This is a genomic window from Chromatium okenii, assembly GCF_002958735.1.
In the GTDB taxonomy this organism is placed as follows: Bacteria; Pseudomonadota; Gammaproteobacteria; order Chromatiales; family Chromatiaceae; genus Chromatium; species Chromatium okenii_A.
Window position 1 is genome coordinate 786,068 of record NZ_PPGH01000037.1, and the last position, 21,501, is coordinate 807,568.

The 21,501-nt window shown below is 51.6% G+C and carries 20 protein-coding genes and 2 pseudogenes; 2 read left to right on the forward strand and 20 right to left on the reverse strand.

All coding sequences use genetic code 11. The features are described 5' to 3' along the window. Nucleotides 1-75 precede the first annotated feature (75 nt). Nucleotides 76-610: pseudogene (locus tag CXB77_RS15605) on the forward strand (DUF1015 family protein); the annotation flags it as partial. 6 nt (nucleotides 611-616) lie between these two features. Here the strand turns inward: CXB77_RS15605 and CXB77_RS15610 are convergent. From CXB77_RS15610 to CXB77_RS23280, 3 genes are all read right to left on the reverse strand, one after another. Further along, nucleotides 617-1,453 carry a metallophosphoesterase family protein gene (locus CXB77_RS15610; protein ID WP_105074581.1) on the reverse strand — a complete coding sequence of 279 codons (837 nt, stop codon included), beginning with the start codon at nucleotides 1,451-1,453 and terminating at the stop codon, nucleotides 617-619. Nucleotides 1,454-1,501: 48 nt separating this feature from the next. Continuing rightward, complete coding sequence (locus CXB77_RS15615) at nucleotides 1,502-3,361, reverse strand: DEAD/DEAH box helicase (protein WP_105074582.1); 1,860 nt, start codon at nucleotides 3,359-3,361, stop codon at nucleotides 1,502-1,504. A 402-nt stretch (nucleotides 3,362-3,763) separates the two neighbouring features. After that, entirely contained in the window at nucleotides 3,764-6,700 is a 2,937-nt protein-coding gene (locus CXB77_RS23280; RefSeq protein ID WP_105074583.1) for a methyl-accepting chemotaxis protein, read from the reverse strand. A gap of 211 nt (nucleotides 6,701-6,911) precedes the next feature. On the opposite strand from CXB77_RS23280, the gene CXB77_RS15625 reads away from it, so the two are divergent. Next, nucleotides 6,912-7,862: a serine hydrolase gene (locus CXB77_RS15625; protein WP_242445767.1), complete on the forward strand. Its 951-nt coding sequence runs from the start codon at nucleotides 6,912-6,914 to the stop codon at nucleotides 7,860-7,862. Between the two features lie 76 nt (nucleotides 7,863-7,938). Here the strand turns inward: CXB77_RS15625 and CXB77_RS15630 are convergent, their stop codons facing one another. The 17 genes and pseudogenes from CXB77_RS15630 to CXB77_RS15690 all read right to left on the reverse strand — a co-directional run bounded on the left by CXB77_RS15630 (nucleotide 7,939) and on the right by CXB77_RS15690 (nucleotide 21,486). Then, nucleotides 7,939-8,406 (reverse strand): GTPase family protein, encoded by a 468-nt coding sequence (locus tag CXB77_RS15630; protein ID WP_197711078.1) that lies wholly within the window; start codon nucleotides 8,404-8,406, stop codon nucleotides 7,939-7,941. A gap of 16 nt (nucleotides 8,407-8,422) precedes the next feature. Then, entirely contained in the window at nucleotides 8,423-9,472 is a 1,050-nt protein-coding gene (locus tag CXB77_RS15635; protein WP_242445768.1) for an RNA-guided endonuclease InsQ/TnpB family protein, read from the reverse strand. Between the two features lie 70 nt (nucleotides 9,473-9,542). Continuing rightward, a pseudogene (locus tag CXB77_RS15640) lies at nucleotides 9,543-10,067 on the reverse strand (IS607 family transposase); the annotation flags it as partial. Nucleotides 10,068-10,121: 54 nt separating this feature from the next. Continuing rightward, the gene (locus CXB77_RS15645; protein ID WP_105074586.1) at nucleotides 10,122-10,805 is read right to left on the reverse strand and encodes a GTPase family protein; all 684 of its coding nucleotides are present in this window, start codon (nucleotides 10,803-10,805) and stop codon (nucleotides 10,122-10,124) included. Nucleotides 10,806-11,027: 222 nt separating this feature from the next. Further along, nucleotides 11,028-11,696 (reverse strand): KilA-N domain-containing protein, encoded by a 669-nt coding sequence (locus tag CXB77_RS15650; protein ID WP_197711080.1) that lies wholly within the window; start codon nucleotides 11,694-11,696, stop codon nucleotides 11,028-11,030. 13 nt (nucleotides 11,697-11,709) lie between these two features. Continuing rightward, nucleotides 11,710-11,868: a KilA-N domain-containing protein gene (locus CXB77_RS23285; RefSeq protein WP_197711081.1), complete on the reverse strand. Its 159-nt coding sequence runs from the start codon at nucleotides 11,866-11,868 to the stop codon at nucleotides 11,710-11,712. A gap of 352 nt (nucleotides 11,869-12,220) precedes the next feature. Then, nucleotides 12,221-14,050: a class I SAM-dependent DNA methyltransferase gene (locus tag CXB77_RS15655; RefSeq protein ID WP_242445769.1), complete on the reverse strand. Its 1,830-nt coding sequence runs from the start codon at nucleotides 14,048-14,050 to the stop codon at nucleotides 12,221-12,223. Then, nucleotides 13,990-14,970, reverse strand: coding sequence for a type IIL restriction-modification enzyme MmeI (locus CXB77_RS22360; RefSeq protein ID WP_242445770.1), 981 nt, complete (start codon nucleotides 14,968-14,970; stop codon nucleotides 13,990-13,992). The genes CXB77_RS15655 and CXB77_RS22360 overlap by 61 nt, the downstream gene beginning before the upstream one ends. Before the next feature lie 26 nt (nucleotides 14,971-14,996). Continuing rightward, nucleotides 14,997-15,389, reverse strand: a complete 393-nt coding sequence (locus tag CXB77_RS15660; protein ID WP_146108848.1) for a hypothetical protein — start codon at nucleotides 15,387-15,389, stop codon at nucleotides 14,997-14,999. A gap of 7 nt (nucleotides 15,390-15,396) precedes the next feature. Further along, nucleotides 15,397-16,053 carry a TonB-dependent receptor domain-containing protein gene (locus tag CXB77_RS23290; RefSeq protein ID WP_172452701.1) on the reverse strand — a complete coding sequence of 219 codons (657 nt, stop codon included), beginning with the start codon at nucleotides 16,051-16,053 and terminating at the stop codon, nucleotides 15,397-15,399. After that, nucleotides 15,987-17,645, reverse strand: coding sequence for a TonB-dependent receptor domain-containing protein (locus CXB77_RS23295; protein WP_172452702.1), 1,659 nt, complete (start codon nucleotides 17,643-17,645; stop codon nucleotides 15,987-15,989). The genes CXB77_RS23290 and CXB77_RS23295 overlap by 67 nt, the downstream gene beginning before the upstream one ends. A 41-nt stretch (nucleotides 17,646-17,686) precedes the next feature. Next, nucleotides 17,687-19,444, reverse strand: coding sequence for a TonB family protein (locus CXB77_RS15670; RefSeq protein ID WP_172452703.1), 1,758 nt, complete (start codon nucleotides 19,442-19,444; stop codon nucleotides 17,687-17,689). After that, the gene (locus CXB77_RS19350) at nucleotides 19,369-19,704 is read right to left on the reverse strand and encodes a hypothetical protein (protein WP_172452704.1); all 336 of its coding nucleotides are present in this window, start codon (nucleotides 19,702-19,704) and stop codon (nucleotides 19,369-19,371) included. Before CXB77_RS19350 ends, CXB77_RS15670 begins: the two co-directional genes overlap by 76 nt. Then, on the reverse strand, nucleotides 19,701-20,093 hold the full coding sequence (locus tag CXB77_RS15680) for an ExbD/TolR family protein (RefSeq protein ID WP_105074590.1): 393 nt from the start codon (nucleotides 20,091-20,093) through the stop codon (nucleotides 19,701-19,703). The genes CXB77_RS19350 and CXB77_RS15680 overlap by 4 nt, the downstream gene beginning before the upstream one ends. Beyond that, nucleotides 20,093-20,503, reverse strand: coding sequence for a MotA/TolQ/ExbB proton channel family protein (locus CXB77_RS22370; RefSeq protein WP_242445771.1), 411 nt, complete (start codon nucleotides 20,501-20,503; stop codon nucleotides 20,093-20,095). The genes CXB77_RS15680 and CXB77_RS22370 overlap by 1 nt, the downstream gene beginning before the upstream one ends. Then, a complete protein-coding gene (locus CXB77_RS22375) occupies nucleotides 20,440-20,730 on the reverse strand; it encodes a hypothetical protein (protein ID WP_242445772.1) in 291 nt (96 codons plus the stop codon). Before CXB77_RS22375 ends, CXB77_RS22370 begins: the two co-directional genes overlap by 64 nt. 246 nt (nucleotides 20,731-20,976) lie before the next feature. Continuing rightward, the gene (locus CXB77_RS15690; protein WP_105074591.1) at nucleotides 20,977-21,486 is read right to left on the reverse strand and encodes a SixA phosphatase family protein; all 510 of its coding nucleotides are present in this window, start codon (nucleotides 21,484-21,486) and stop codon (nucleotides 20,977-20,979) included. Between the last annotated feature and the right edge of the window lie 15 nt (nucleotides 21,487-21,501).

Here is a 21,501-nt window from a genome sequence, read left to right on the forward strand (position 1 = left end):
GTTTTTTTGTCTGCTAAAAAAGCGTGATCTGAATCACAGCCAAGTGTTAAAAATTGCCAGAATAGAACATTTGCAGCTGCTGACGGAGTGCGCCATGAATTGTGGACGATCAGCAATGCCGCGCAGATCGCGCAATTAACCGGCGCATTTGACGCGCTCGCAGCACTTTACGTTGCTGACGGTCATCATCGTTCTGCTGCTGCATCACGGGTTGCAGCAGCGCGACGCGCTGCGAATCCGGTTGAAGCGACTGCGTATCAGGGTTTTCTGGCAGTGATTTTCCCGCCCGACCGAATTTGGCATGTATCTGGCTGGGCATTGGTATCGGTTGACGCTCGACCCAGCGCGAATTCCGCACGACGATCCGGTAGCGCGGCTTGATGTCAGTTTGCTGCAAGATAACGTGATTGCGCCATTGTTTGGCATTCACGATCCGCGCCGCGATGATCGCATTGATTTTATTGGCGGAATTCGCGGTTTAGACGCGCTGGTGAAGCGGGTTGATTCCGGTGAAATGGCGGTGGCAGATGCAGGTGAAGTGATGCCGCCAAAATCGACGTGGTTTGAGCCGAAATTGGCGGATGGTTTGGTGTCGCTGGTGTTGGATTAAATCGCCTCAGCCGTGTTCCGCGAGAAAGGCAGTGACTGCTGCATTTGCATCGCGTTCGCCAGCGAGCACGGCTGGCTCGTAATTATTGCGCCAGCGTGACATCAACGGTCGCGCTTGCCGCCATTCCTCAAACAAAATGCGGGCAACCGGTCCGCCACCGTCGATAAATCCCAGCTCCCAAAAATCACGCTCGGCCTGCACTCGGTCATAGTCAAACCGCACGATTTCCGAATGCCAGCACCCGCTGCGCCATTCCAAACGGGCGTAGCTGCCGCGCACATCGCCATCAAATGGCGAGCCGACTGAACCGACGTTGAGAATGGGAACGCCGTTGAGAATGCTGTGCATCGGGCGATGCGTGTGCGCAGTAACGAACAGCGCGATGTCTGGCGGCAGCGCGTCGTGAATTTGCTCTTCGGTGATGTTGGCGGTGATCCCAAAACGGTTGCTGATCATGCTGGCGTGCGTGACGTGCACCCAGCTTTGTTCGTGATCGCCGTGAAAACACAGATGATCCGGCCAGTTTTCCAATGCGCTCATGCGTGGCTGAATCTGCTGATAGGTCCATGCCGCGAAACGCTGCAACACTTCTTCCATTCCGGTTTTCGGTGGACTGTTGGCGCAGCGCAGCATCCACGATTCGTGATTGCCCATGACCGGCAGCCAGCCGTGATACCGGCGCAATTCGTCAAAGTATTCAACACACGCCAAGCTGCTCGGTCCACGATTGACCAGATCGCCAGCCATGATGACCAGATCGGGACGCCACGCCAGCATTTGCGTGGCGGCCATCTGCATCGCCGGAAGATTCGCCTGCACATCAGAAAAAATTGCGACCTTCATTGATTTTTCTCATAAAAAAACCGGCTTGGCAGCCGGTTGTGAATTCACTCAATCACGCGGTTTGCGGCGTGATCCGGGCTCACCCTTGGCGTCGTGATCGCTCTCACGGTGCGGACGGCGTGTCTCACTTGCGGCACGCGGTGGACGTTCTGAAGGCGTCCCAGTCGCAGGGCGATGAGCACTGGCGACGGGTGCAATACGCAGCGCCTGACCGCGCACAAATACGCGTTTGAGGTGATTGACGACCTCCCGCGACATTTCTTTCGGTAAATCAACAATGGAGTGATCTTCTTGAATATCAATCCGTCCGATATAACGCCCTTCTAAACCAGCTTCATTGGCAATCGCGCCGACGATTTCACGCGGCGTTGCGCCGTGCTGATGACCAACTTCAATCCGATAACTCACCAAATCGCCTTGCTCGCGGCGTCCATGACTGCGCTCAGGGCGCGGCGCAGCGCCAGCATCGCGTCCAGCGGCAGCATCACGTTCCGGGCGTGGTGAACGGCGCGGCTCGTCACGACCTTCGGCGCGAGGCGGGCGTTCTGTCCATTCACGACGCGGCGCTGCTGGACGCGGTAAATCTTCCTTGACGTTGAGCGGACGTTCGCGCTGATTGAGAAAAGCCAGCGCCGCAGCGATGTCATTCATCTCAATTTCCTGCTCTTGACCAATTCGCGCCAGCAGTCGATAGAAGAAATCTAAATCCTGCTCGGTCATGGTTTTGCGCACTTCAGCGATGAAGCGATCAATCCGTGACTCACTCAGCGCAGCCGCAGATGGCGGATCCATCGCTGGCACATCGCGGCGAATCGTCCGCTCAATCGCTCGCAGCAGTCCGCGCTCGCGGGGTTCAACGAGCAAAATGGCGCGACCGGCACGGCCAGCGCGACCGGTGCGTCCGATGCGGTGCACATACGCAGAAGGATCGGTCGGAATGTCGTAGTTGACAACGTGGCTGATGCGTTCGACATCCAGTCCGCGAGCAGCAACATCGGTGGCGACCAGAATATCCAATTGACCCTGTTTCAGGCGCTCTACCGTGCGCTCGCGCATGTCCTGATTCATATCGCCGTTGAGCGGCTCGGCAGCGAAACCGTGTGCTTTCAACTTGTCGGAAAGTTCGGTCGTGGCATTTTTGGTGCGCACAAAAATCAGCATTCCGTCAAAGGGTTCCAGTTCCAGAATGCGCGTGAGCACGTCGAGTTTATGAAAGCGCGTGACGATGCAGTGATGCTGGTCGATGGTATCGACCGTCGCCGAGGCGGAGGCAATACGCACTTCCACTGGATTGACCAGTCGATCTTGGGCGACGCGACGAATCGCCGGCGGCATGGTGGCGGAAAACAACGCGACCTGACGCTCCTTCGGGGCTTGATCGAAAATCCAGTCAATATCTTCCGCAAAGCCCATGTTGAGCATTTCGTCGGCTTCGTCGAGCACCAGCGTTTTGATGCCGTCCAACACCAGCGTGCCGCGCCGAATGTGATCCATCACGCGCCCCGGCGTTCCAACAATCACCTGCGGATTGCGGCGCAGTTGACTGAGCTGCAAGCCGTAAGCCTGACCGCCGTAAATCGGTATAACATTGAAACCTTTGATGTTTTTGGCATAACCCTGAAATGCTTCGGCGACTTGCAGCGCCAGCTCGCGGGTTGGCGTTAATACCAGAACTTGCGGGCGTTGCAGTTCAAAGTCGATGCGGCTGAGAAGTGGGAGCGCAAAAGCGGCCGTTTTACCAGTTCCGGTCTGCGCTTGACCGAGCAAATCGCGGCCGGCGAGCAGGTGCGGAATACATTCGCTTTGAATCGCAGTAGGGGTTTCGTAGCCAAGATCGCGGACGGTTTGTGCAATGATTGGAGCAAGACCGAGTTCGCCGAAACCGGTGCTCGTGTCGGGGGTGTCCATGCTGGAGCCTCAAGAAGGAAGGGTGCGACCTGAAGGGAAGACCGAATGGTCATTCAGGGTTGATTTCGCAAATAAACGGGGCATTATCTGCCACTTACAGTAATGCGGCAAGTGGATTATTCCTTGATAGACGCCAGCTTGCCGAGTGCGATCACGCACTAAATTGAATTGCGACCGATTAGAACAACAGGTTTATTTCAATCAAGCCAGCAATTCAATTCACGAGTAACGCGCAACGCAGTTGATGAATTAAATAACGCGTTTTCTCACTTTTTTAGACGGTAAGATTTACGCGGTTAAAAAAGGTTTCAATTGACGGTTATCAATAAAAACAACGTGGTTACTGACAACCATCAATAGTTTATATCTGCAACTGCGTAATCTTCATTGTGTGAATCCGCTTTACCGCGCAGCGTGATGCGTGTTTCCAAGCAATACAGACAGACGTTCGGTTTGATGCGGATAAAGATCGGCGGGCACTTTGTCTTTTCCCAGCGCCATTAATACGGAATAACGCGCACAAGTATTTTTATCGCCATGACAGTATTTTTGTTTGAACAATGCCGCCGTTGCTGCGCTACCACTCATTTTATCGTTGAAAAACGGACAACCCGCCAATCGCTCGCAATCCTCGTGAATGATTGGTTTTGACTCCAGCATCTTTCCCGCAGACGACTGCGCCGATGCTTCGATCGCCTTAATTTTGAATCTTCCCACCGCCTGAGACAGAGCATCGGTTTGCTCTTCCAAACTTTCGGCCGCCGCCGCTGCCTGTTCCACCAGCGCCGCATTCTGCTGCGTGACCTCGTCCATTTTGGCGACTGCGTAAGTGACCTGTTCAATCCCGACGCTTTGTTCCCGCGATGCACGAGTAATTTCATCAATCAATACTGCCACTTGCCGAAAACTGGTCACAACTTCATTCATAGTTCCGCCGGCTTGACCTGCCAATTGCGCTCCACTTTCAACGTGCGCGACTGAATCCGCAATCAAGCCTTTGATTTCTTTAGCAGCCTGCGCACTGCGCTGGGCAAGATTGCGCACCTCAGCAGCGACCACTGCGAAACCGCGTCCTTGTTCGCCAGCGCGAGCTGCTTCCACTGCTGCGTTAAGCGCCAAGATATTGGTTTGAAACGCAATGCCGTCAATCACGCTGATGATGTCAGCGATTTTTTTACTGGACGTTTGAATTGCACCCATCGTCTGCACTACGCGCTGCACCATTTCGCCGCCGCGCATGGCGAGCGTATTGGCATCTTGAGAGAGTTGATTCGCCTGCCCCGCGTTTTGCGCATTCAATTTGACCGTCGCATTAATTTGCTCCATCGAACCGGCAGTGTGTTCCAAGCTGGCGGCCTGCTCTTCAGTGCGATTGGACAGATCGGTATTGCCCGCAGCGATTTCCTTAGCGGCGTTGCTGATCATTGTGGACGCATCAAGGATATTGCCGATGACTTCGCGCAGGCGCGTCACCGTGTCGTTGGTATCGTGTTGGAGCTGACCAAAAGTACCGGTGTAATTGGCGTTCATCGTCTGCGTCAGATCGCCGCGAGCAATGGCGTTGAGAATGCTCGCCACATCGGTTAGTCCATGGGCGACGATTTCCATGAGCTGATTCAGTCCCAGCGCCAGCTGCAAAAAGAACCCTTCTTTACCATCAATTTCAATGCGATGCGTGAAATCACCGCTCGCAGCTGCTTTGATCGTGGCAGCAATCTCGTTTTCAGCGATCACCTCAGTGGTGCGATCTGTCCACAGCGTCACGCGCCCGCTATAAGCGCCGAATTCATCCAACACTGGGCTGGGTGTTACCCGCAAATCCCGTCCGCCGATACTTGTATTGAGGGTGAGCGAAGCCGACAAACTGGTGCGATACAGCGTGCGGGTTTCCTCATCTTCAAAGTAATCAGCAAGGTTTGCGCCCAGCATTTTTTCAGCGTTGAAATCAGGGTGATGGCGGGCGAGGTCATTTGACAGCTTGCGCCAAAAGGTCTGCGCCGCTGCGTTGAGATAAACCAACTGATGGCGATCATTTGAGATCGTGACCGGCATCGTCACATGATCAAGACCGACACGAATGCACAGATTTTCGCGGGCGACGCGCTTGGCATGTTGAATATCGTAGTCCAATCGCGCTTGCACCGATTTGACCGCTAATAGCATCAAACCGAGTTCATCTTTATCAATGGTTTCAATGTGATTGTGGTAATTGCCATCAGAAATGGCGGCCAGATGACCAAGCGTCATTTTCAACGGGCGCGTAATTTTGCGCACCAACCACAGACTGAGCAGCAGCGCAGTCAGTATCGCCAGCACCGAAAAAACAATGGCATTACGCTCGGCGCGAGTGGCGGCAGCCATCAGCGTGTCACGTTCGTTTTGCGCATCATTTCTCACCTGATTGAACGCATCAATAATGAAACGCCGATAAGTGCGCCAAATGGTGTTATCTTCTTGATTATAAATCACTTTAGCGGCGAATAAATCCCCAGAGTCTATTCGCTCCAAAACGCGGGTTTGCGCTGCGATATGCTGTTGCCGCCCGGCAGCAATGTCATCTAAGTTCTTAATCAACAACGCATTATCCACAGCAACACGCCGTGCTTGTTCCTGTGCATCGGCAAAAATTTGTCCCGATTGCGTGAGATTGTTCCGCGCCTGTTGATCCTTGGGTTCAAGCAGGAGATAACGCATCGCGGCGGTCATTTGCAGACCATGGTTGTACATATCGTGATAAGCCTGTTCCAGCACCTGCGTTTGTTCCGAAATCCGCCGCATTTGCGCAGTTGCCTGCTGCAAGCTCGACAACGACAGCGCAATGGCAACCACGAACAGCACGGAAATAAAGGCGAGACCGCCCGGCAGCGCCCGCGTAATGTAGATTTCGTTGATCCAAGTTTTGATTCGCGCCAGCAGCGGCTGCGCTGGTTTGCCCGCCCGCAATCGAGCGTACAACGCTTCAGCGGCGGCGATTTGCTCGCGGCTAGGTTTGCGCCGCACTGAGATGTAGCCGGTGATTTTTTCGTGCTGGCGCAGCGCCGAAATGTTTGCTTCAACCCAGTAGAAGTCGCCGTTTTTACAGCGATTTTTGACAATGCCCGTCCACGGATGTCCCGCCTCAATCGTTTTCCACAAGTCTTCAAACGCAACAGCGGGCATATCAGGATGGCGAATTAAATTGTGCGGAGCGCCGAGCAGCTCTTCCTCAGTGAAGCCGCTGATTTCAACGAAATCACGATTGCACTGGGTGATCACACCTTGCAGATCAGTGCTGGAAACGATCAATTGATCGTCGCGCATCAGGTGTTCGATGTTGGTAACGGGTAAATTGGTGCGCATCGGATGGAGTTCTCAGGTTGAAACAAAGTGCAAAGCATGGTGCATTTTGCGACGCCAAACGCTCCTTGAGCCGCGTTTGTATGGCTATGCGATAATCACACATTCTCCTTTAATGAGCGAAAACATAGAGGCTGTTGTCATGCCAAGGTTGCAAATACTGCGTTCCCTGCCCCGTTTCCTATTGAAATCTCGACCACGCGAGCAGGGTCGAATGCTCCTTGTCATGTTGTTGGTAAGTCCGTTGGTGCTCAGTAGCGCCGCCTGCGCTGCGCCGCAGCAACGCGAAAATGCGAATTTGGCGCAAACGGACGACTTTTCGCCATCTGAAGAAATGATGCCAGCAGATGATCTTTCATCTCTATCGCGTAACAACGCGCCGCCACCAGTGAATCGGGCTGATTTACGTTTACAATCAGTAAGTGCATTGGTAATGGATGAATACGGCAATCGTTTGTATTCCAAAAATTCCAAACTCATTAAACCAATTGCTTCCGTCACTAAATTGATGACCGCAATGGTCGTGCTCGATGCAAAAGTACCGCTTGATCCGCAAATTGGCATTATTGAAGATGATCGTGATCGGTTGCGGAATAGCAGCTCGCGCTTGCGCATTGGCGATGCAGTATTAACGCGGCGTGAAATGCTCACAGCAGCGTTAATGTCATCCGATAATCGCGCTGCTCATGCGCTAGGGCGCACTACTTTTCAAGGCGGAACGTCGGCATTTGTTCGCGCTATGAATCGTAAAGCGAAATCATTAGGAATGTATGACACTTATTTTGCAGATTCAACGGGATTGGATGCGCGGAATCGCTCTTCGGCTGAAGACTTGGTGAAAATGGTACGCGCAGCGGGTAATTATCCTTTTATTCGTAAAACGACATCTACCGGTGAAACGACATTGCGACCTTTTGCAAATGGGCAATCGTTGTTATATCGCAACACCAATGCGTTGGTGAGAAATCCCGAATGGAATATCGAAATTAGTAAAACTGGTTTTATCAATGAAGCGGGTCATTGTTTAGTCATGCAAACGCGCATTGGGGATCGGCGGTTTCATATTGTTTTGCTCGATGCCACTGGGCGCTCAACGACAACGAATGATGCGATTCGGATTCGGAACTGGCTGTTAAATCGTTCGCAAAAAACCGCAGCGCGATAGTGTAATCAAAATCCAACTATGCAATTAAAAAAGCTCCGTAATAACGGGGCTTTTTTTAACAGTGTTGCAGTCTAATTTATTTGGGCAGCGCCAGCAAAAAGCGCCCGGTATTAGCCAATTGGCGACGCAGTAGCTGCCAATTTTCCGCAGGATGACGCGCTTCCTGACAGCGCAATAAACGCAAGCGTTGCGCCCGATCTAAATGATTGAGCACCGTTACCCACAAGGTATCGTCAACGTTATAAGTGCGCCCTTCGGCGAGACAAACCGGAATCACGTTAGCAATCGGCACTTCTAAATCGGTCGCCAAGGCGCTCACAGCGGTTTGAATACTCATGGTTTTCAGGTCGTCGGCAGCGGCGGTGAGATCGTAAGGCGGTTGCCATTCGCGCAGCGGACGCAGGCGGTCGATGTGGCTGACGACCACCAGCAGCGGCGGCGCTGCTCGTTTCAAATGCTGGACTTGCGCCGTCCGCAAAGTGTCGAGAATCTGCCGTTCAGTTTGGCGATCTGGGCAATGTGCCGCCGTGACCCAGAGAATCATATCCGATACATTTTTCTTAACTTTCGTTAACTGCCACGTTAAAAACGTGGGGTATATCTACCAAGGCGCGTAACAGGATATTACGCGCTCCGACAACATCTCTATTGACCCACTCTCCAGAGAGTAATCGGATTCTTTTTGCCCCGCCAACTTGTTTTATTTCACCTGTTTCGGGGTGAGTCTTACTGGTATACGCTTCACACACATCTAACACTGTTTTTCCATACTCAAATGCTTTATTTTTCAAGAACTGCTTAAAGCGATAATGGGCAAAGGTCAACAGATTGCGGACGGTTTTACTTCTGATTTTTCTACCTGCTCTACCGACCATTTGCGAAGTTTCAAAAGTGGGCAGCAGAATACAATCAAAGTTTTTTACAAAAAACAACGCGGCTTTGTGGTGCAGTTCATTAATTAGATTCTGCACCTTTTGACGCATTCGTAAACCCGCTAACAACATTCTTTTCTTTTTTTGTTTCCCTGCTTTCGCTGCACGGGAAAGCAAATCATCAAGGTAATGCGCCATGCGTTGAATGCGTGAAAAATCGCCACTGCCAATCAAGCCACATGAATCAGTTGAATAGAAAGTCGCAAACGTTCTTACGCCGGGGTCAATCGCTACCACACCAAGGGCTTGGTTCTCGCCATAAGGTACAAGGTGTTTTGTGGGGACGGCTAAGTAAAATTTGCCAGCTTTCCATACCAGCCGCGAGTCACGAAAAGACTCTGGTAAAGATTCGGCATAACCCAAACCTTTGCCAGAGACTTGTGGGTAAATACCTTTATTGCTAATAGCGGTTTTGGGAATAAAGCAGGATTGTATCGGGTCTTTGCGGCTACGAAAGCGAAAGGTCGTCCGTTTGCCACTGCCTTTATTGGCTTTGCACGTTTTCCAAAAAGCGTTGTGTGCATCTTTAATAGCAGTGCCTTTAATTTGAAAAGGCGTGTCTTTTGTCCATGCAGGCAATAAACGGGTGAACATCTTTTTAATGTCCATCCATGATGGCTTTGCTCCCTCATAATCGCGTAACAAGGCAATCGTGGCGTTATAAACGTAGCGGCTCACTTTCATCCATTGCTTGAATTGCGCTCTGTTCTGCGCGGTTGGATATAGCTTGAGCAACTTGCTTTTTGTAATTTCTAAGTCCAGGCATTCTACAACTGAAGACGTGTAGGATATTGAGCAAGTCTTGATTAAGTTCGACTTCGTGGTTGAGTGTGTCTTCTGATAAAACCACGAGTTTTCCACCATTTGACTCGATAATAAATCGAATGAGTTCATGTCCAAATCGCGCAAGTCGGTCTCGGTGGGCAACCACAAGCGTGATGTGAGTTCCGCGCATTGCGCGTTCCAAAATGGTGTTAAGTCCTTTTCTTTTGAAGTTGAGTCCACTACCAATGTCCTTAATTATTTCTGCGTGTGGATATTGATTGCGCATGAATTGAACTTGGCGGTCAAGGTCATCTTTTTGTTTATCGCTAGACACGCGACAGTAACAGATGACAGCAGACTCAATTGCGCCCAAATAGGATTCAACGTTGTATTTTCGTTGTCCTGATATTTTGATGGTTTCAATCTCTCCATCATTCGCCATTCTCCTAAGCGTGTTTGGGTGCACTCCCAGTATTAACGCTGCTTTTCTGCTAGATTCATATTTCATGGAATACAATTATCGATAATTGTTAGTATTTGTAAACTTTTTATTTACTATGCACTAGCCGTCTTCTGGCAAGGTGAAATCGACCGGCACCCAATGCGGCGCAGCTCCCGCAAAGGTTCCAGCGGTTTGCCGTTGTTGCAGCAATGCCCGCCCCAAATCCGCCGGCAGCGTGTTTGGCCAAGGTTCCTGCGTAAAAAGATAGGGTTGCAGATGTTCCATGTCATCGGGATACAGATCGTGCAAAGTGGTTTGCGCAATGACCAACGGCCAGTCGGGATGGCGCTGGCGCACCTCGCGCAGCGCGGCAAAAATCGGCTGGGGATTGGGATCGCTGGCACGAATCACGCCGAGCAGGAGATGCGCTTGCGATTCGCACCAGCGCAGGTCTTCAGTCGGATCGTAAGCCACCTCACTCAGCCCGCGTGTATCGAGAAAACGCACCACCGGCGCGATTGCCGGAAAATCAAAATAAGCCAGAGTGCGGGTGCAGGGCTGAAAACCGTTGCCAATCAATGCCTGTTCGCTACCGGTGAGCGCCCGCACGATGGAGCTTTTACCGGCTTGGGTTTTGCCCACCAGCCACACCACCGGCAAAGTCTCCTCACGGCGGGCGCTGGTCAGCACTTGCTGAAGTTGTGCGGTTTCAAGCTGCGGCGTGAGCAAAACGCGCTGCAAGGTGTCGAAATGCTCAGACCAAGCAAAATGTTTAGGCCAAGTAAAAAAGGAATCTTGAGACATGGAAAAACCTCGCAACAGGTTGAATCAATTTGTAAAAATCCAATAACAGTGAGCGTTCCAATAGTGGAATTGTCCCATGATAACGCTTCATCCAATGGCACATACGCGTGAATTTAACATCGACGACAGAATCAATACACAGCGTAACAAATTGTTATATCACTCAAATAAAAAACCCGCTCACTACATCAATAGCGAGCGGGTTTTATGCAGCGTTGGCGATTATTGAGAGTTGGTTCCCGGTAATGCGTTGGAGTCAATATATGCCTCCAACCGTTTTAATAACTCAGGGAAACGCTCCACGAAAAAGAGCGGCTGAGTCTCGCGGGGATTATTCGGGCTAGTTTCATTGCGCCCGTATTGCAAACCCTCGTCAGTCAGGTTCCAGAACCACTTAATCTCATTATTGCGACCCTTGCGCGACAGGTGTTGAAGAATACCCATTGCTTCCAATGCGGGATTGACCTTCTTGGCAACTTGACTGCCGAGTGGATGTCCGATCTCTTTCAATAGCGGAGTAATTGCTCTGACCAGTGGTTCATCGACATAATCCGGTAGAAAACTCGATCCGACGCCTTTCGTTTCATACAGTGACGCGAGCAGGCGAATCTTGCTGGTCTCTGACATTTTTAATGTCCGCATCGCCAATTCAGCAATCTGAATCTCAATTGCTGGCTGATAGGGTAATGCGGAAATAATGGGTTGCAATACACCTGTAACAACCGCATCAAAGGTGCGAATGACCTGCAAGTGAAATGCGGCGCTGATCCACATCGCGTAGGCATAGACCAACTCACGCATAACGTAAGTGCCAGGTTTGTTGCCGCCGTTGATAACCTTAACTGGTTGATTTTGTTCCAGTGCCGGAATTCCGGCAGTGACTGAAATCAATGACTTAGACAATTCAGTCTTGTGTCTGCTGATTTTCTAGCCAGTAATTCGGGCGATAGCGCAGTTCGCCACCTGAAGCCTTGTGTAGATCGTTGAGACTATAGCGCCCATCGGCGTCTTGGCGGATCGTGATCTCGCCGATGGTGATGGCAGGTGTGGTGAGATTGTGCATAAACAGTCTCCGGATAGATGGGAAACCGCCGTCACCAGTTCTAAATGATGAGGCGGGCTAAATGAGGTTAGAACTGCCGTATCCGGGAACCGGCGAGCCTTGCGGCTCCCTCACTTAGCCCGCAAAACGAATGGGCATAAAAATAGCGCCTATTCGTAATGTGGCGCTGATGCGCCGGAGTTCCGGTGTTCTAATCCCGACCGTTGTGTAACGGTAAAATTAGGTTATATCTGAAAGCTAATTGCGTCAAGCCTATGGTTTATTTTTCCTTAAATTGCCGCATTCCCTTCAGCATCAATGTCAACTGCAATCAACAAAAATCGGATTAAACCCGTTTCCGGCGTTGTCGCTTTTACGAAGCAACGGGTGCGGTGAGTTGTTGATACCGCTCGAATAGAAAAGCCACGCGCTCGGTGTCGCCATTAAACTTCTGTTTAGAATAGACCGCATCAACGGCAGCATCCACTTGGCGATGCGCTGTGACTAATTCCAGCGACATGATATTTGGATCGTATAGTGTAGCAAGTGACGTGTTTGGGAATTGATTGCGAATGTCCAGCACTGTTTGCGCTGCGGTTTCAATGCGCTGTTGCTGTTGATGAGTGATTGATGCTGGCCACGGAAAGTTATTGTAAACGATATTGATTGAATAATTGTAACTGCTACCAAGGCGACCGCAAACAGTGCGCACCCAAGCCATGTGCATCATTGAGGTTAAAATGCCAAAGTGATAATTCGACGCATTGGGAATCATCTCAAGTTTATTCCCCGCGATATGATGTGCTGGAAGAAATTGAATTGGAATATACACGCGGCGCTCGGATGACACGCAAGGAATCGCAAGATAGCGCGTTGTAGGCTGGCGTATTTCGCCAAATAAATGTGAAGAATTCGCCAACGCATTGGTCGTTACCCGCTGACTATTGCAACGATGCTGGCGTACTTTTTCAATTCGCGCCATCACCGCAGACATCTGTTTGATTTCGCTTAATGGACAATCAACTAACCATAAACAATAACGCGGAATTGCGTTAATCAAATCATCGCCCATTGAAAAATGACGTATCCATGCTGCCGCTTGTGGTTCCAGCGTTAAAAACTGCTCCTTTTCATCTTCAGAAAACAGCAGATGCCCACCATCGTTGGGCATTGATCCAAAAACAATGCGCGGCGCAGCAGATAATGGAGTGCGCCGATGAGTTAAAACAACATCTGGCGCATCAACTAAATAAGGATTGATACGATTGACAGCAACTTTGTATGGCGCAGATCGCACTGTTTTATAATCAAATAGTTGTTTTTCTTTTATATCACACAATGCAAAACCAACGATCACGCATTCCACCGTTGCATTGCTTTTTGCTTCATTTGACCAATGAAACGTGCGATGGGCAAAATTAATTTTAACGCCGCGCTTTAATAAATCAGACCACAACAGCCCGACTTGTTCACCTTGACTTATTGAATTTGTTGCAACAAATGCGGTTTTTACGGCGCTGTTGTCCGCCATATAATCAACGGCTTTGCGAAACCACGCGGCAACAAAATCTAAAACGCCCGCGCCTTTAATATCATGGAAAACCTGCGCTAAATCCTGTTTTTGCGCAGGTGTTTGATAGGCTTTACCAATAAACGGCGGATTCCCTAAAATATAATTTAATTCCGTTGGCGGCACCACCTCACGCCAATCAATTTGTAGCGCATTACCATGACGAATTGTCGCGGAATGCGTGAGCGGAATACGTAAATAGTATTGCCCGAATTCCTGAGAAGCCACTTGATTCATTTGATGATCGGTAAGCCACAGCGCCGTTTGGGCAATTTGCGCTGGAAATTCCTCAATTTCAATGCCATAAAACTGATTGACATTGCAGCGAATGTTAAGCTCAACGCCAATTGACAAATTTTTAGACGCCCAAAATAGCGCCCGCAACACTTCCAATTCAAGCAAGCGCAATTCTCGATAAACGATGACCAGAAAATTGCCGCAACCGCAAGCTGGATCAAGGAATTTTAAGCTGGCGAGCTTTTCTTGAAACGCAAATAAATTGGTTTTGCTCTGCCGTTTCACACGCTCAAATTCAGCCCGCAGTTCATCTAAAAATAACGGTTTAATCAGTTTTAAGATATTCGTTTCTGAGGTGTAATGTGCGCCCAGATGACGGCGATTTTTAGCGTCCATGACTGATTGAAATAACGCGCCAAAGATTGCAGGTGAAATCCGCCCCCAATCCAAAGCGCACCCTTCCAATAAAAGCTCGCGCATTTCCGATCAAAGGCAGCAGTGGGTAAATGCTCGGCAAACAATTGACCGTTAATATAACGAAACGCGGCAAGCTGCGGATCAAGAAGAGTGAAACGTTTTTCGTGCGCTGTATTCAATACTTCAAAACAATGTGCCAGCCATTGCGCTAAATCTTGTCCATCTTCAGCGGTGCGTTGTTCAATTAAATCTTGAAACTGATTGACTTCAAAAATGCCGGTATGTTCGGCAAATAAACAAAACACCAGCCGCACCAAATACACTTCCAACGCATGACCGTCATAACCGATTGTTTTTAATTTGTCATGCAATAAACCCATGCGCTCGGCAGCTTTGATATTGATCGGGTCTTGTTCTTTATAGGCAACAGTTTGATAACCTGCCATAAAACCGAATAAATGAACGTGATTGACTAATTCCGACAATAAAAAATCATGCTGTTCGTTTTCTTCTAAATCATACAACCGAAACCGGGCAAAATCGCACACCAAGACATAACGCGGCAATTCACGTTCTTTCAAGCCGTGAAAATAATCGGTCGCTTGCGCGTGAGCACGATCTAAACTTTTGCCGCGTGATTTGTGTTCAACCAATAACTTGCCTTTCCACAGCAAATCAATATAACCAGCGCGTCCGTCAATCTGTTTAACGCGCTGCTCAAAACTGGCAATGCGCCGCCGACTCACGCCAAAGATATTAAAAAACCCATCCCAAAAGGATTTGGCTTCAGCATCTTCTGAGCACTCATCCGCCCATTCCCGCGAGAATTGTAGGGCACGATCTTTGATTTCATTCCAAGAGATGGCATGGGAAACGCTTATGCAGGTTAGTGAGCGCACGAGTTTAACCGATATTTAACCCGATTTCAGCGCGGCATTTGCGCTGCAACACTCAATTGCTGTTCACCGTGATCGTTTTCATCAAATGCGCCAACGCAGCGATAAATTAACCAGTGCTGATTGTGCAGTCGCCATGCCACGAGCGATTCATCATAAGCCAATGCTGTATAGAATTCTTCATCATCATCCGAGCGCAAATCAATTAAACGGTAATCATAGGCGCAATAGCAAGGTTGATTGTTGCTGTCATAACCAATAATGCGTCGCGCTGGGATTTCGTATTCACGGAACACGCGAAAAGAAGTGGGCGCGATGACTTGCTCGCGCCATTCAAGTGGCAATTGTGCCCGCCAATTCGGGCAACAATGGCGTTGCGCCAATTGGCGGTGATGACCATAAACACAGAATGCAGATGGCATTAGTGCCTCAAAAATCTGCTGATAAGCCAACAAAAAAGGTGCGCGGTGCGCCGTATTGATATGTTGAACCATTGCCGGTAACGCCATTGAGTGCCGCAGTAAAATTGGCTATCGCATCATCCGCAGCACTAATTGGGCCAATGTATTGCTTATCAAACAGATTTAATACATTTAAGGTGAGCGCCAATGAACGATGCAACCGATATTGTCCCGTCATATCAAATAACGTTACCGCATCAACGCGCTCGGCATTTAATACGTCGCCGTAGCGTTCGCCAATATATCGCGCATCTAAACCAACATTCCATTGTTCATGCTGATAACGAATGCCTAATTTCGCCATGTGTTCTGGAGTATCTACCACTTGTTTTCCTTCGCTGGGAATCACCGCAGCGGCAGATAGCGCAAGGTCTTGACTGTAGCGAAACCGATTCCAAGTGTAGTTGCCGTTGAATTGCCATGCTGGAGTCATTCGCCAATTGCCTTCCAATTCAATTCCATAACGCTCGGCATCGGCAACATTCCAAGGGTAACGCACGCCAATTGTTGGATCATAAATTGTCGATTGTTTGTTTTGATGCTGCGCATAAAACGTGGTTAAACCGACATCCCAATTGCCTTGTGCGTGACGCAAACCAAGATCAAGGTTATTTGCAGTTTCCAATTCCAAACGATCCCACAGCGATTGAAAACTGACGCCTTGCTGGCAAATAACGTTTTCTGCGCGTAGTAATAGGGAAATAAATTCACATCTAAACCGTAACTGCGCCCCAGCCGTGTAAAAACGCTGGTGTTTGGATTAAATGCCCACGTTAAACCTAAATACGGCAGCCATTCATCAAAGCTCTTTTCTGCCGCTGATGCCATTGCATCAATTCCACCCGCTGCGCGAGCGGCATCAGCATCAGTTAATTTTGCTGCTGCGCCCGTCGCGTTATACGCAGTGAGTGCTCCTAAACGCAGATTAACAAAGCGCAAACCGGCTTCCACATTCAGCGCATTGAATTGTCCCAAATAACTTAAAAATGGCGACAACAATTGATGTTGATCGTTATCCGCTAATACCTGCCAACCATCAAACACTAATCCGCTGGCAGTGGCGCGATATTTTTGTTGCGTAGATGGCGGACCGGGTGGCTGTTGTCGTTGTATCCAGAAGCCCGGTTGTAATAATTGCGTTGGCGTGAATTGCCAATCCAATTGCGTGACGACGCCCGCGTTATCGTGGTCAATTTGCCAATCAATCACCCGGCTTTTTGTGGTGTCAGTCGCATTAACGGAACTAAACCAATAATCGCCCGATTCATTGAGATAATAGGGTTTAATAGAGAGCTGCATCTCATTAGCCACGCGCCCACGCAGATTGGCGTAAATAAACCGATCCTCGAATTGTTGGCGGTTATAATCGTAATAATCAACGCTCGCTGGATTATTCGACCACTCGCGCTCAAAATTGGCAAAATTGCTGGCGGTTGCGTAATCAAAAAAGCGATAAGTGTGCCGCTCATCTTGATTATCACCAGCATATAATTCAATACGCCACGCTTCACCGCCATCTAAAGCGATGCCACTAAATAAATTACGTCGCTCGAATTCACCATTCCCTTTCCAATGATCGCCTTGGTTTTCACTCGCCGATACGAAACCAGAAAAGATGCCGTGTTGTCCGCTGTCTTGCCGCAAAAATAGGCGCTTAAAATCATCGCTGCCGCCTTCCAAACGGAATTGCGTCGCCGCCGTCGCCAGCGGAGCGCGAGTCGTCAAGTTTAATTTGCCGGGTAAATTGCTGAATCCGAGCGCCTGACCAACCGGCACTGCGCCGCGATACACGCTGATTTCAGACACATTTTCCAAATCGAGAATGCCTTTGCTGCCGCCGGGATTGATGGTCAGCGGCAGATCGTCAATGTTGCGCGACGACGCTGGGCCGGTTTGCCCGACGCCGCGAATTTTCAGCGTTTCGTGAAAACCGACCTCGGTCAGGCCGTGCGGATCGGCGCTTTGAAAATTCACCGACGGCGTGTTGGCAATCGCTTTGAACGGCGATGACGCCGCCGCGCCAGCCATTTCGCGCACCGTTGTTGCGTTGAGCCGCGTCACGGTCGCCGTCGCGCTGAGATCGGCGGCGGCGGTCGCGTCATCCGCCTCCACCGTCACCAGCGGCAATGCCGTTGTCGGCTCGGCCAGCGTCGCGCTATTGGCAAGCAGCAGTGCGATGAGCAGGGAAAGTCGCCTGTTATGTATTGAGTTGGGCATGTTCGTGATCTCAAAATGGGTATAACGGATGGCCGCAAAAATCAGTCGCGCCCCAGCAACGCGTCCACCTTGACGCTGGCCGGATTGACACCGAGAAATTGCGCATAAAACGCCGGAATTTCGACTGCGGCATCCCACGCAAACCGTTCTGGATACAACAAGTTAGCCAGCCACTGCATCGCCAACACGCGCATAAATGACGGCGGCCGCCCCATCCAATCAAACGGCGCAGTCGGGGCGCGATAAACCCGCCCTTCGCGCACGGCTCGCAATTCCGCCCAAGTTGGATCAAAGCCCCCCTTTGCCAAAGGGGGGTTGGGGGGATTTTCAGCCGTCACGCTGGCAAAAAATTTGGCGTCATCCGTCACAATCACATCTGGATCAAGCGCCTTGATTTGCGCCAACGTCGTCGGCTCGCGCCCGCACATCATCTTGTTTTCACAGGTCATCACGTTTTCTGCGCCAGCCAGCGCGATGACTTCGGCATGAAATGAATCGCCGCATTCCGTCAACAAACCGCTCGCGCCCTCGGCGAAATAAACCCGTTTGCGCTCGCTCGCCGGAATCGCGCCCACCGCTGCCGCCACTCGTTGTAACGCCGAGCGGATCACGCCCGCCAATTCCGCAGCTCGCGCCTCCTCGCCAATTGCCGCGCCGACCAATTCCAGCGCAGCGGGATAATCCGCCAGATGTTCGAGATGCACGAACAGCCCCGGCGTGCCAAGTGTTTGAAAAGTCTGCTCAACTTTGCTGCGATCAATAAAAGGCATCTCCCACGCAACCGTCAGTTGCGGCGCAGCGCGGGCGAGCAGCTCAGGATTCGGCACCGAACCTTCGCCGAGATAGCGCCCGACCGGTGGCAGCGCCAGCACTGCGGGCGTGATATACGCCGCATCCTCCGGTTTGAACGGAAAACTCACCGTAATCAACTTGTTGGGATTGAGCGCGTAAATCAGCAGCACGACCGGCGGCGCAGCAGCAAACACGCGGTCAATCTGCGCGGGGAGTTGAACGTGCCGCCCCGCCATATCGACCACTTCAGCGGCTTGACTCGCTGCGCCGGTCAGCAGCAGCGCCGCTGCCAGTGCTGCGTTATGCGTTGAAAAACAAGGTTTAGCATGACATTTTCTCTGGTTGTGGGTTAATTGAGTTTGAACGAATCGGCACCTGCACCGTCGCTGCGACTGCCAGCCCATCGCGCTGCGCGGTTTGAAGCGCCAGCGTTGCACCGCTCGCAGCGCCGCTTGATCGAGACTGGCGACACCAGACGAGCTGGCAATGCTGACCGCGCTGGCGCTGCCGCTCGGACTGACCAGCACCCGCAATTGCACCGTGCCCTCCTGCCGCAACCGGCGAGCGCCATCGGGATAAGCGGGCGCTGGATTGCTGAGATAAGCGGCAGCGTTAAATCCCCCCAACCCCCCTTTTTCAAAGGGGGGCTTAGTTGCTGCGCTTTTTTCAACCGGAGGCTTTTCCTTCTCCCCCCTTTGAAAAAGGGGGGCAGGGGGGATTTCTCCCCCTTTGAAAAGGGGGCTGGGGGGATTTATCAATGGTTTCGCCACCGCTGCCGGGCGCACTGGACGCTTGATCTGCGGCGCAGGCTTTGGTTGCTGCGCCAGCTTCGGCTGCACTTGCGGCAGCGGTTTCAACTTCGGTTTGGGTTTGAGCTTTGGCTTCGGTTTTGGCTTCACCGCAGCCAGCGCCACCGGCACTCGCGGCGGCGTCAGTTCTGGAATTGGAATGGGCAACGGCGCTGGCGCAGGAGCAACCTCATCTCCCCCCTTTGAAACAGGAACCATCTCATCTCCCCCCTTTGAAAAAGGGGGGTCGGGGGGATTTGCGGCGCAGAAGAAATGCCACTCACCGCCTCAACCGCAGCGGATTCGGTCAACGCGGGAGCAGCGACGAAACTGATTTCAATCGGAATTTGCGGCGGAGCGACGACTTGCAGCGACGGCAACTGCGCCAGCCCTGTCACCAGCGCGGCTTCGGTCGCCAACGCGATCATTGCCGCTAACCACAGCGGCAGGCTCGGCAATGTTGCAGCGGCGCGATTCACGGCGGCAGCGTCCGCGTCGCCATCCCGATCCGCGTTACTCCGGCAGCGCGACACGCATCCATCACTGCGATCAAATCACCGACCGCTGCTGCCTCCGCGCCAGCAATCACGACGCGAGTTTCCGCGCCGCGCTCGCGCAGCAACGCCGTCAATTGCGGCAGCGCCAGCGGTTGCTGCTCCACGCTGATGATGCCCGCCGCGTCCAAACTGATGACCACCTGCGGCGACTCCAGTCGCTCGGCGCTGGTGCTGACCGGCAGCCGACTGTCGATGCCGGTCGCCGGAATCATGTTGAGCGTGACCATGATAAAAAACACCAATAAAAAGAACATGATGTCAATCATCGGCACGATTTCGATCCGCGCTTTGCGGCGTTGGAAATAGCGCATCACGCTTCCCCCCCTTTGGAAAAGGGGGGCTGGGGGGATTTTGCAAAGCGATTGACCAACATCATTTTGAGCGTTTCCAACTGATGCACCGCCAGCCGCACCCGCTCATTTAAGCCGTTGAACACCACCAGCCCGATCACCGCAATCAGCAAACCGGCAGCGGTCGCCACCAGCGCCTCCGCCACGCCGCCGGTCACGGCATGAGGTGCTGCGCCGGGTGCTGCGAGCACTTGAAAGGCGTGAAACATGCCAATGATGGTGCCGAGCAAACCCAGCAACGGCGCGAGCGTGACCGTCGTATCCAGCACCCACAGCCGCCGATCCAGCAGCGGAACGTGCAGAAAAATCACCTCATCCAGCCGATCTGCCAACACCTGTTCTGGCTCCAGCGCCAGCGTGGTTGCCAGCAAGGTTTGATGCAGCGGCGCTGCTGATCGCGCAGTTGTGTCAAATGCAGATGATCGTGATCGCGCAGCGTCGTCAACGCAGCAATCAGGCGGTCGCCGTGCCGCGTGATGCTGCGCAGCGCCCACGCCCGTTCGACGCTCACCGTTAAAGTCAAGGTCAACAGCGCGAGCATCAAATACAGAATGCCGCCGGATTGGGCGGCGAGCTGCTGCAAATAAGGAAGGTTCATATGGAAATGATCCATCGTTGGTAATGTGATTGTTGTTATAACGAGTGTGATCGCTAAACAGCATTGTAAATCTAAACAGCAAACGCTGCGCCAAGTGATAAAATTGCTATCATTTAAGCAGGTTATATGCAGAATTGTCTGGGCATGGCGTGGTTTTTAGTGGTCAGTTATCAGACATTTCTCCCGCGCTATGTCAAATATCACACAACGATAATGCTGAAAAACCGCTGCGTTGGGAGCAGCGGTTTAGAGCTGGCGCGGGCGGGTAATCGACACGAGTTGGGCGCTGGCGGCGCGGAGATCGCACCAAGTGGCGGGCATTTCTAAACGGGCAACGGTCGCAGTCGGTAGGAGCTTGCCGTCGGCGGGCAGATCAAGATCATCGCCGATCAAATATGTCAGCAATTCTTCGAGACCGGGATTGTGCCCCACGAGCAACACCGTGCCGGCTGTGCTGGGGCAACGCGCCAACACCGCCAACAATGCGGGCAGCTCGGCGGCGTAAATCGTCGCATCAAACGTGATCTTTTTCTTTTTATAATCCAGTCGTTTACAGACGATTTCTGCTGTTTGCTGCGCCCGTTTTGCTGGCGAGCTGATGACGTAATCGGGCACCAAACCTTCGCGGTACAGCCACGCGCCGACTTTGGGCGCATCGTGTTTGCCGCGTTTGGCGAGCGGGCGCTGAAAATCAACCGTCGCATCGCTGCTCCAGTCTGATTTCGCATGGCGGAGGATGAGAAGTTCGCGGGGCATCGTAAAAAAGGGGGT

Bases quoted from the DNA above. Each gene is read 5' to 3' on its own strand.
- CXB77_RS15660 (WP_146108848.1), bottom strand. From the start codon at position 15,389: ATGCCATCTGCATTCTGTGTTTATGGTCATCACCGCCAATTGGCGCAA.
- CXB77_RS15680 (WP_105074590.1), bottom strand. From the start codon at position 20,093: ATGCGCTATTTCCAACGCCGCAAAGCGCGGATCGAAATCGTGCCGATG.
- CXB77_RS15655 (WP_242445769.1), bottom strand. From the start codon at position 14,050: ATGGACGCTAAAAATCGCCGTCATCTGGGCGCACATTACACCTCAGAA.
- CXB77_RS15625 (WP_242445767.1), top strand. From the start codon at position 6,912: ATGCTCCTTGTCATGTTGTTGGTAAGTCCGTTGGTGCTCAGTAGCGCC.
- CXB77_RS15630 (WP_197711078.1), bottom strand. From the start codon at position 8,406: ATGATTCTCTGGGTCACGGCGGCACATTGCCCAGATCGCCAAACTGAA.
- CXB77_RS15615 (WP_105074582.1), bottom strand. From the start codon at position 3,361: ATGGACACCCCCGACACGAGCACCGGTTTCGGCGAACTCGGTCTTGCT.
- CXB77_RS23285 (WP_197711081.1), bottom strand. From the start codon at position 11,868: ATGCACAATCTCACCACACCTGCCATCACCATCGGCGAGATCACGATC.
- CXB77_RS15610 (WP_105074581.1), bottom strand. From the start codon at position 1,453: ATGAAGGTCGCAATTTTTTCTGATGTGCAGGCGAATCTTCCGGCGATG.
- CXB77_RS23295 (WP_172452702.1), bottom strand. From the start codon at position 17,645: ATGCCCAACTCAATACATAACAGGCGACTTTCCCTGCTCATCGCACTG.
- CXB77_RS23280 (WP_105074583.1), bottom strand. From the start codon at position 6,700: ATGCGCACCAATTTACCCGTTACCAACATCGAACACCTGATGCGCGAC.
- CXB77_RS22375 (WP_242445772.1), bottom strand. From the start codon at position 20,730: ATGAACCTTCCTTATTTGCAGCAGCTCGCCGCCCAATCCGGCGGCATT.
- CXB77_RS15645 (WP_105074586.1), bottom strand. From the start codon at position 10,805: ATGTCTCAAGATTCCTTTTTTACTTGGCCTAAACATTTTGCTTGGTCT.
- CXB77_RS15690 (WP_105074591.1), bottom strand. From the start codon at position 21,486: ATGCCCCGCGAACTTCTCATCCTCCGCCATGCGAAATCAGACTGGAGC.
- CXB77_RS15670 (WP_172452703.1), bottom strand. From the start codon at position 19,444: ATGGTTCCTGTTTCAAAGGGGGGAGATGAGGTTGCTCCTGCGCCAGCG.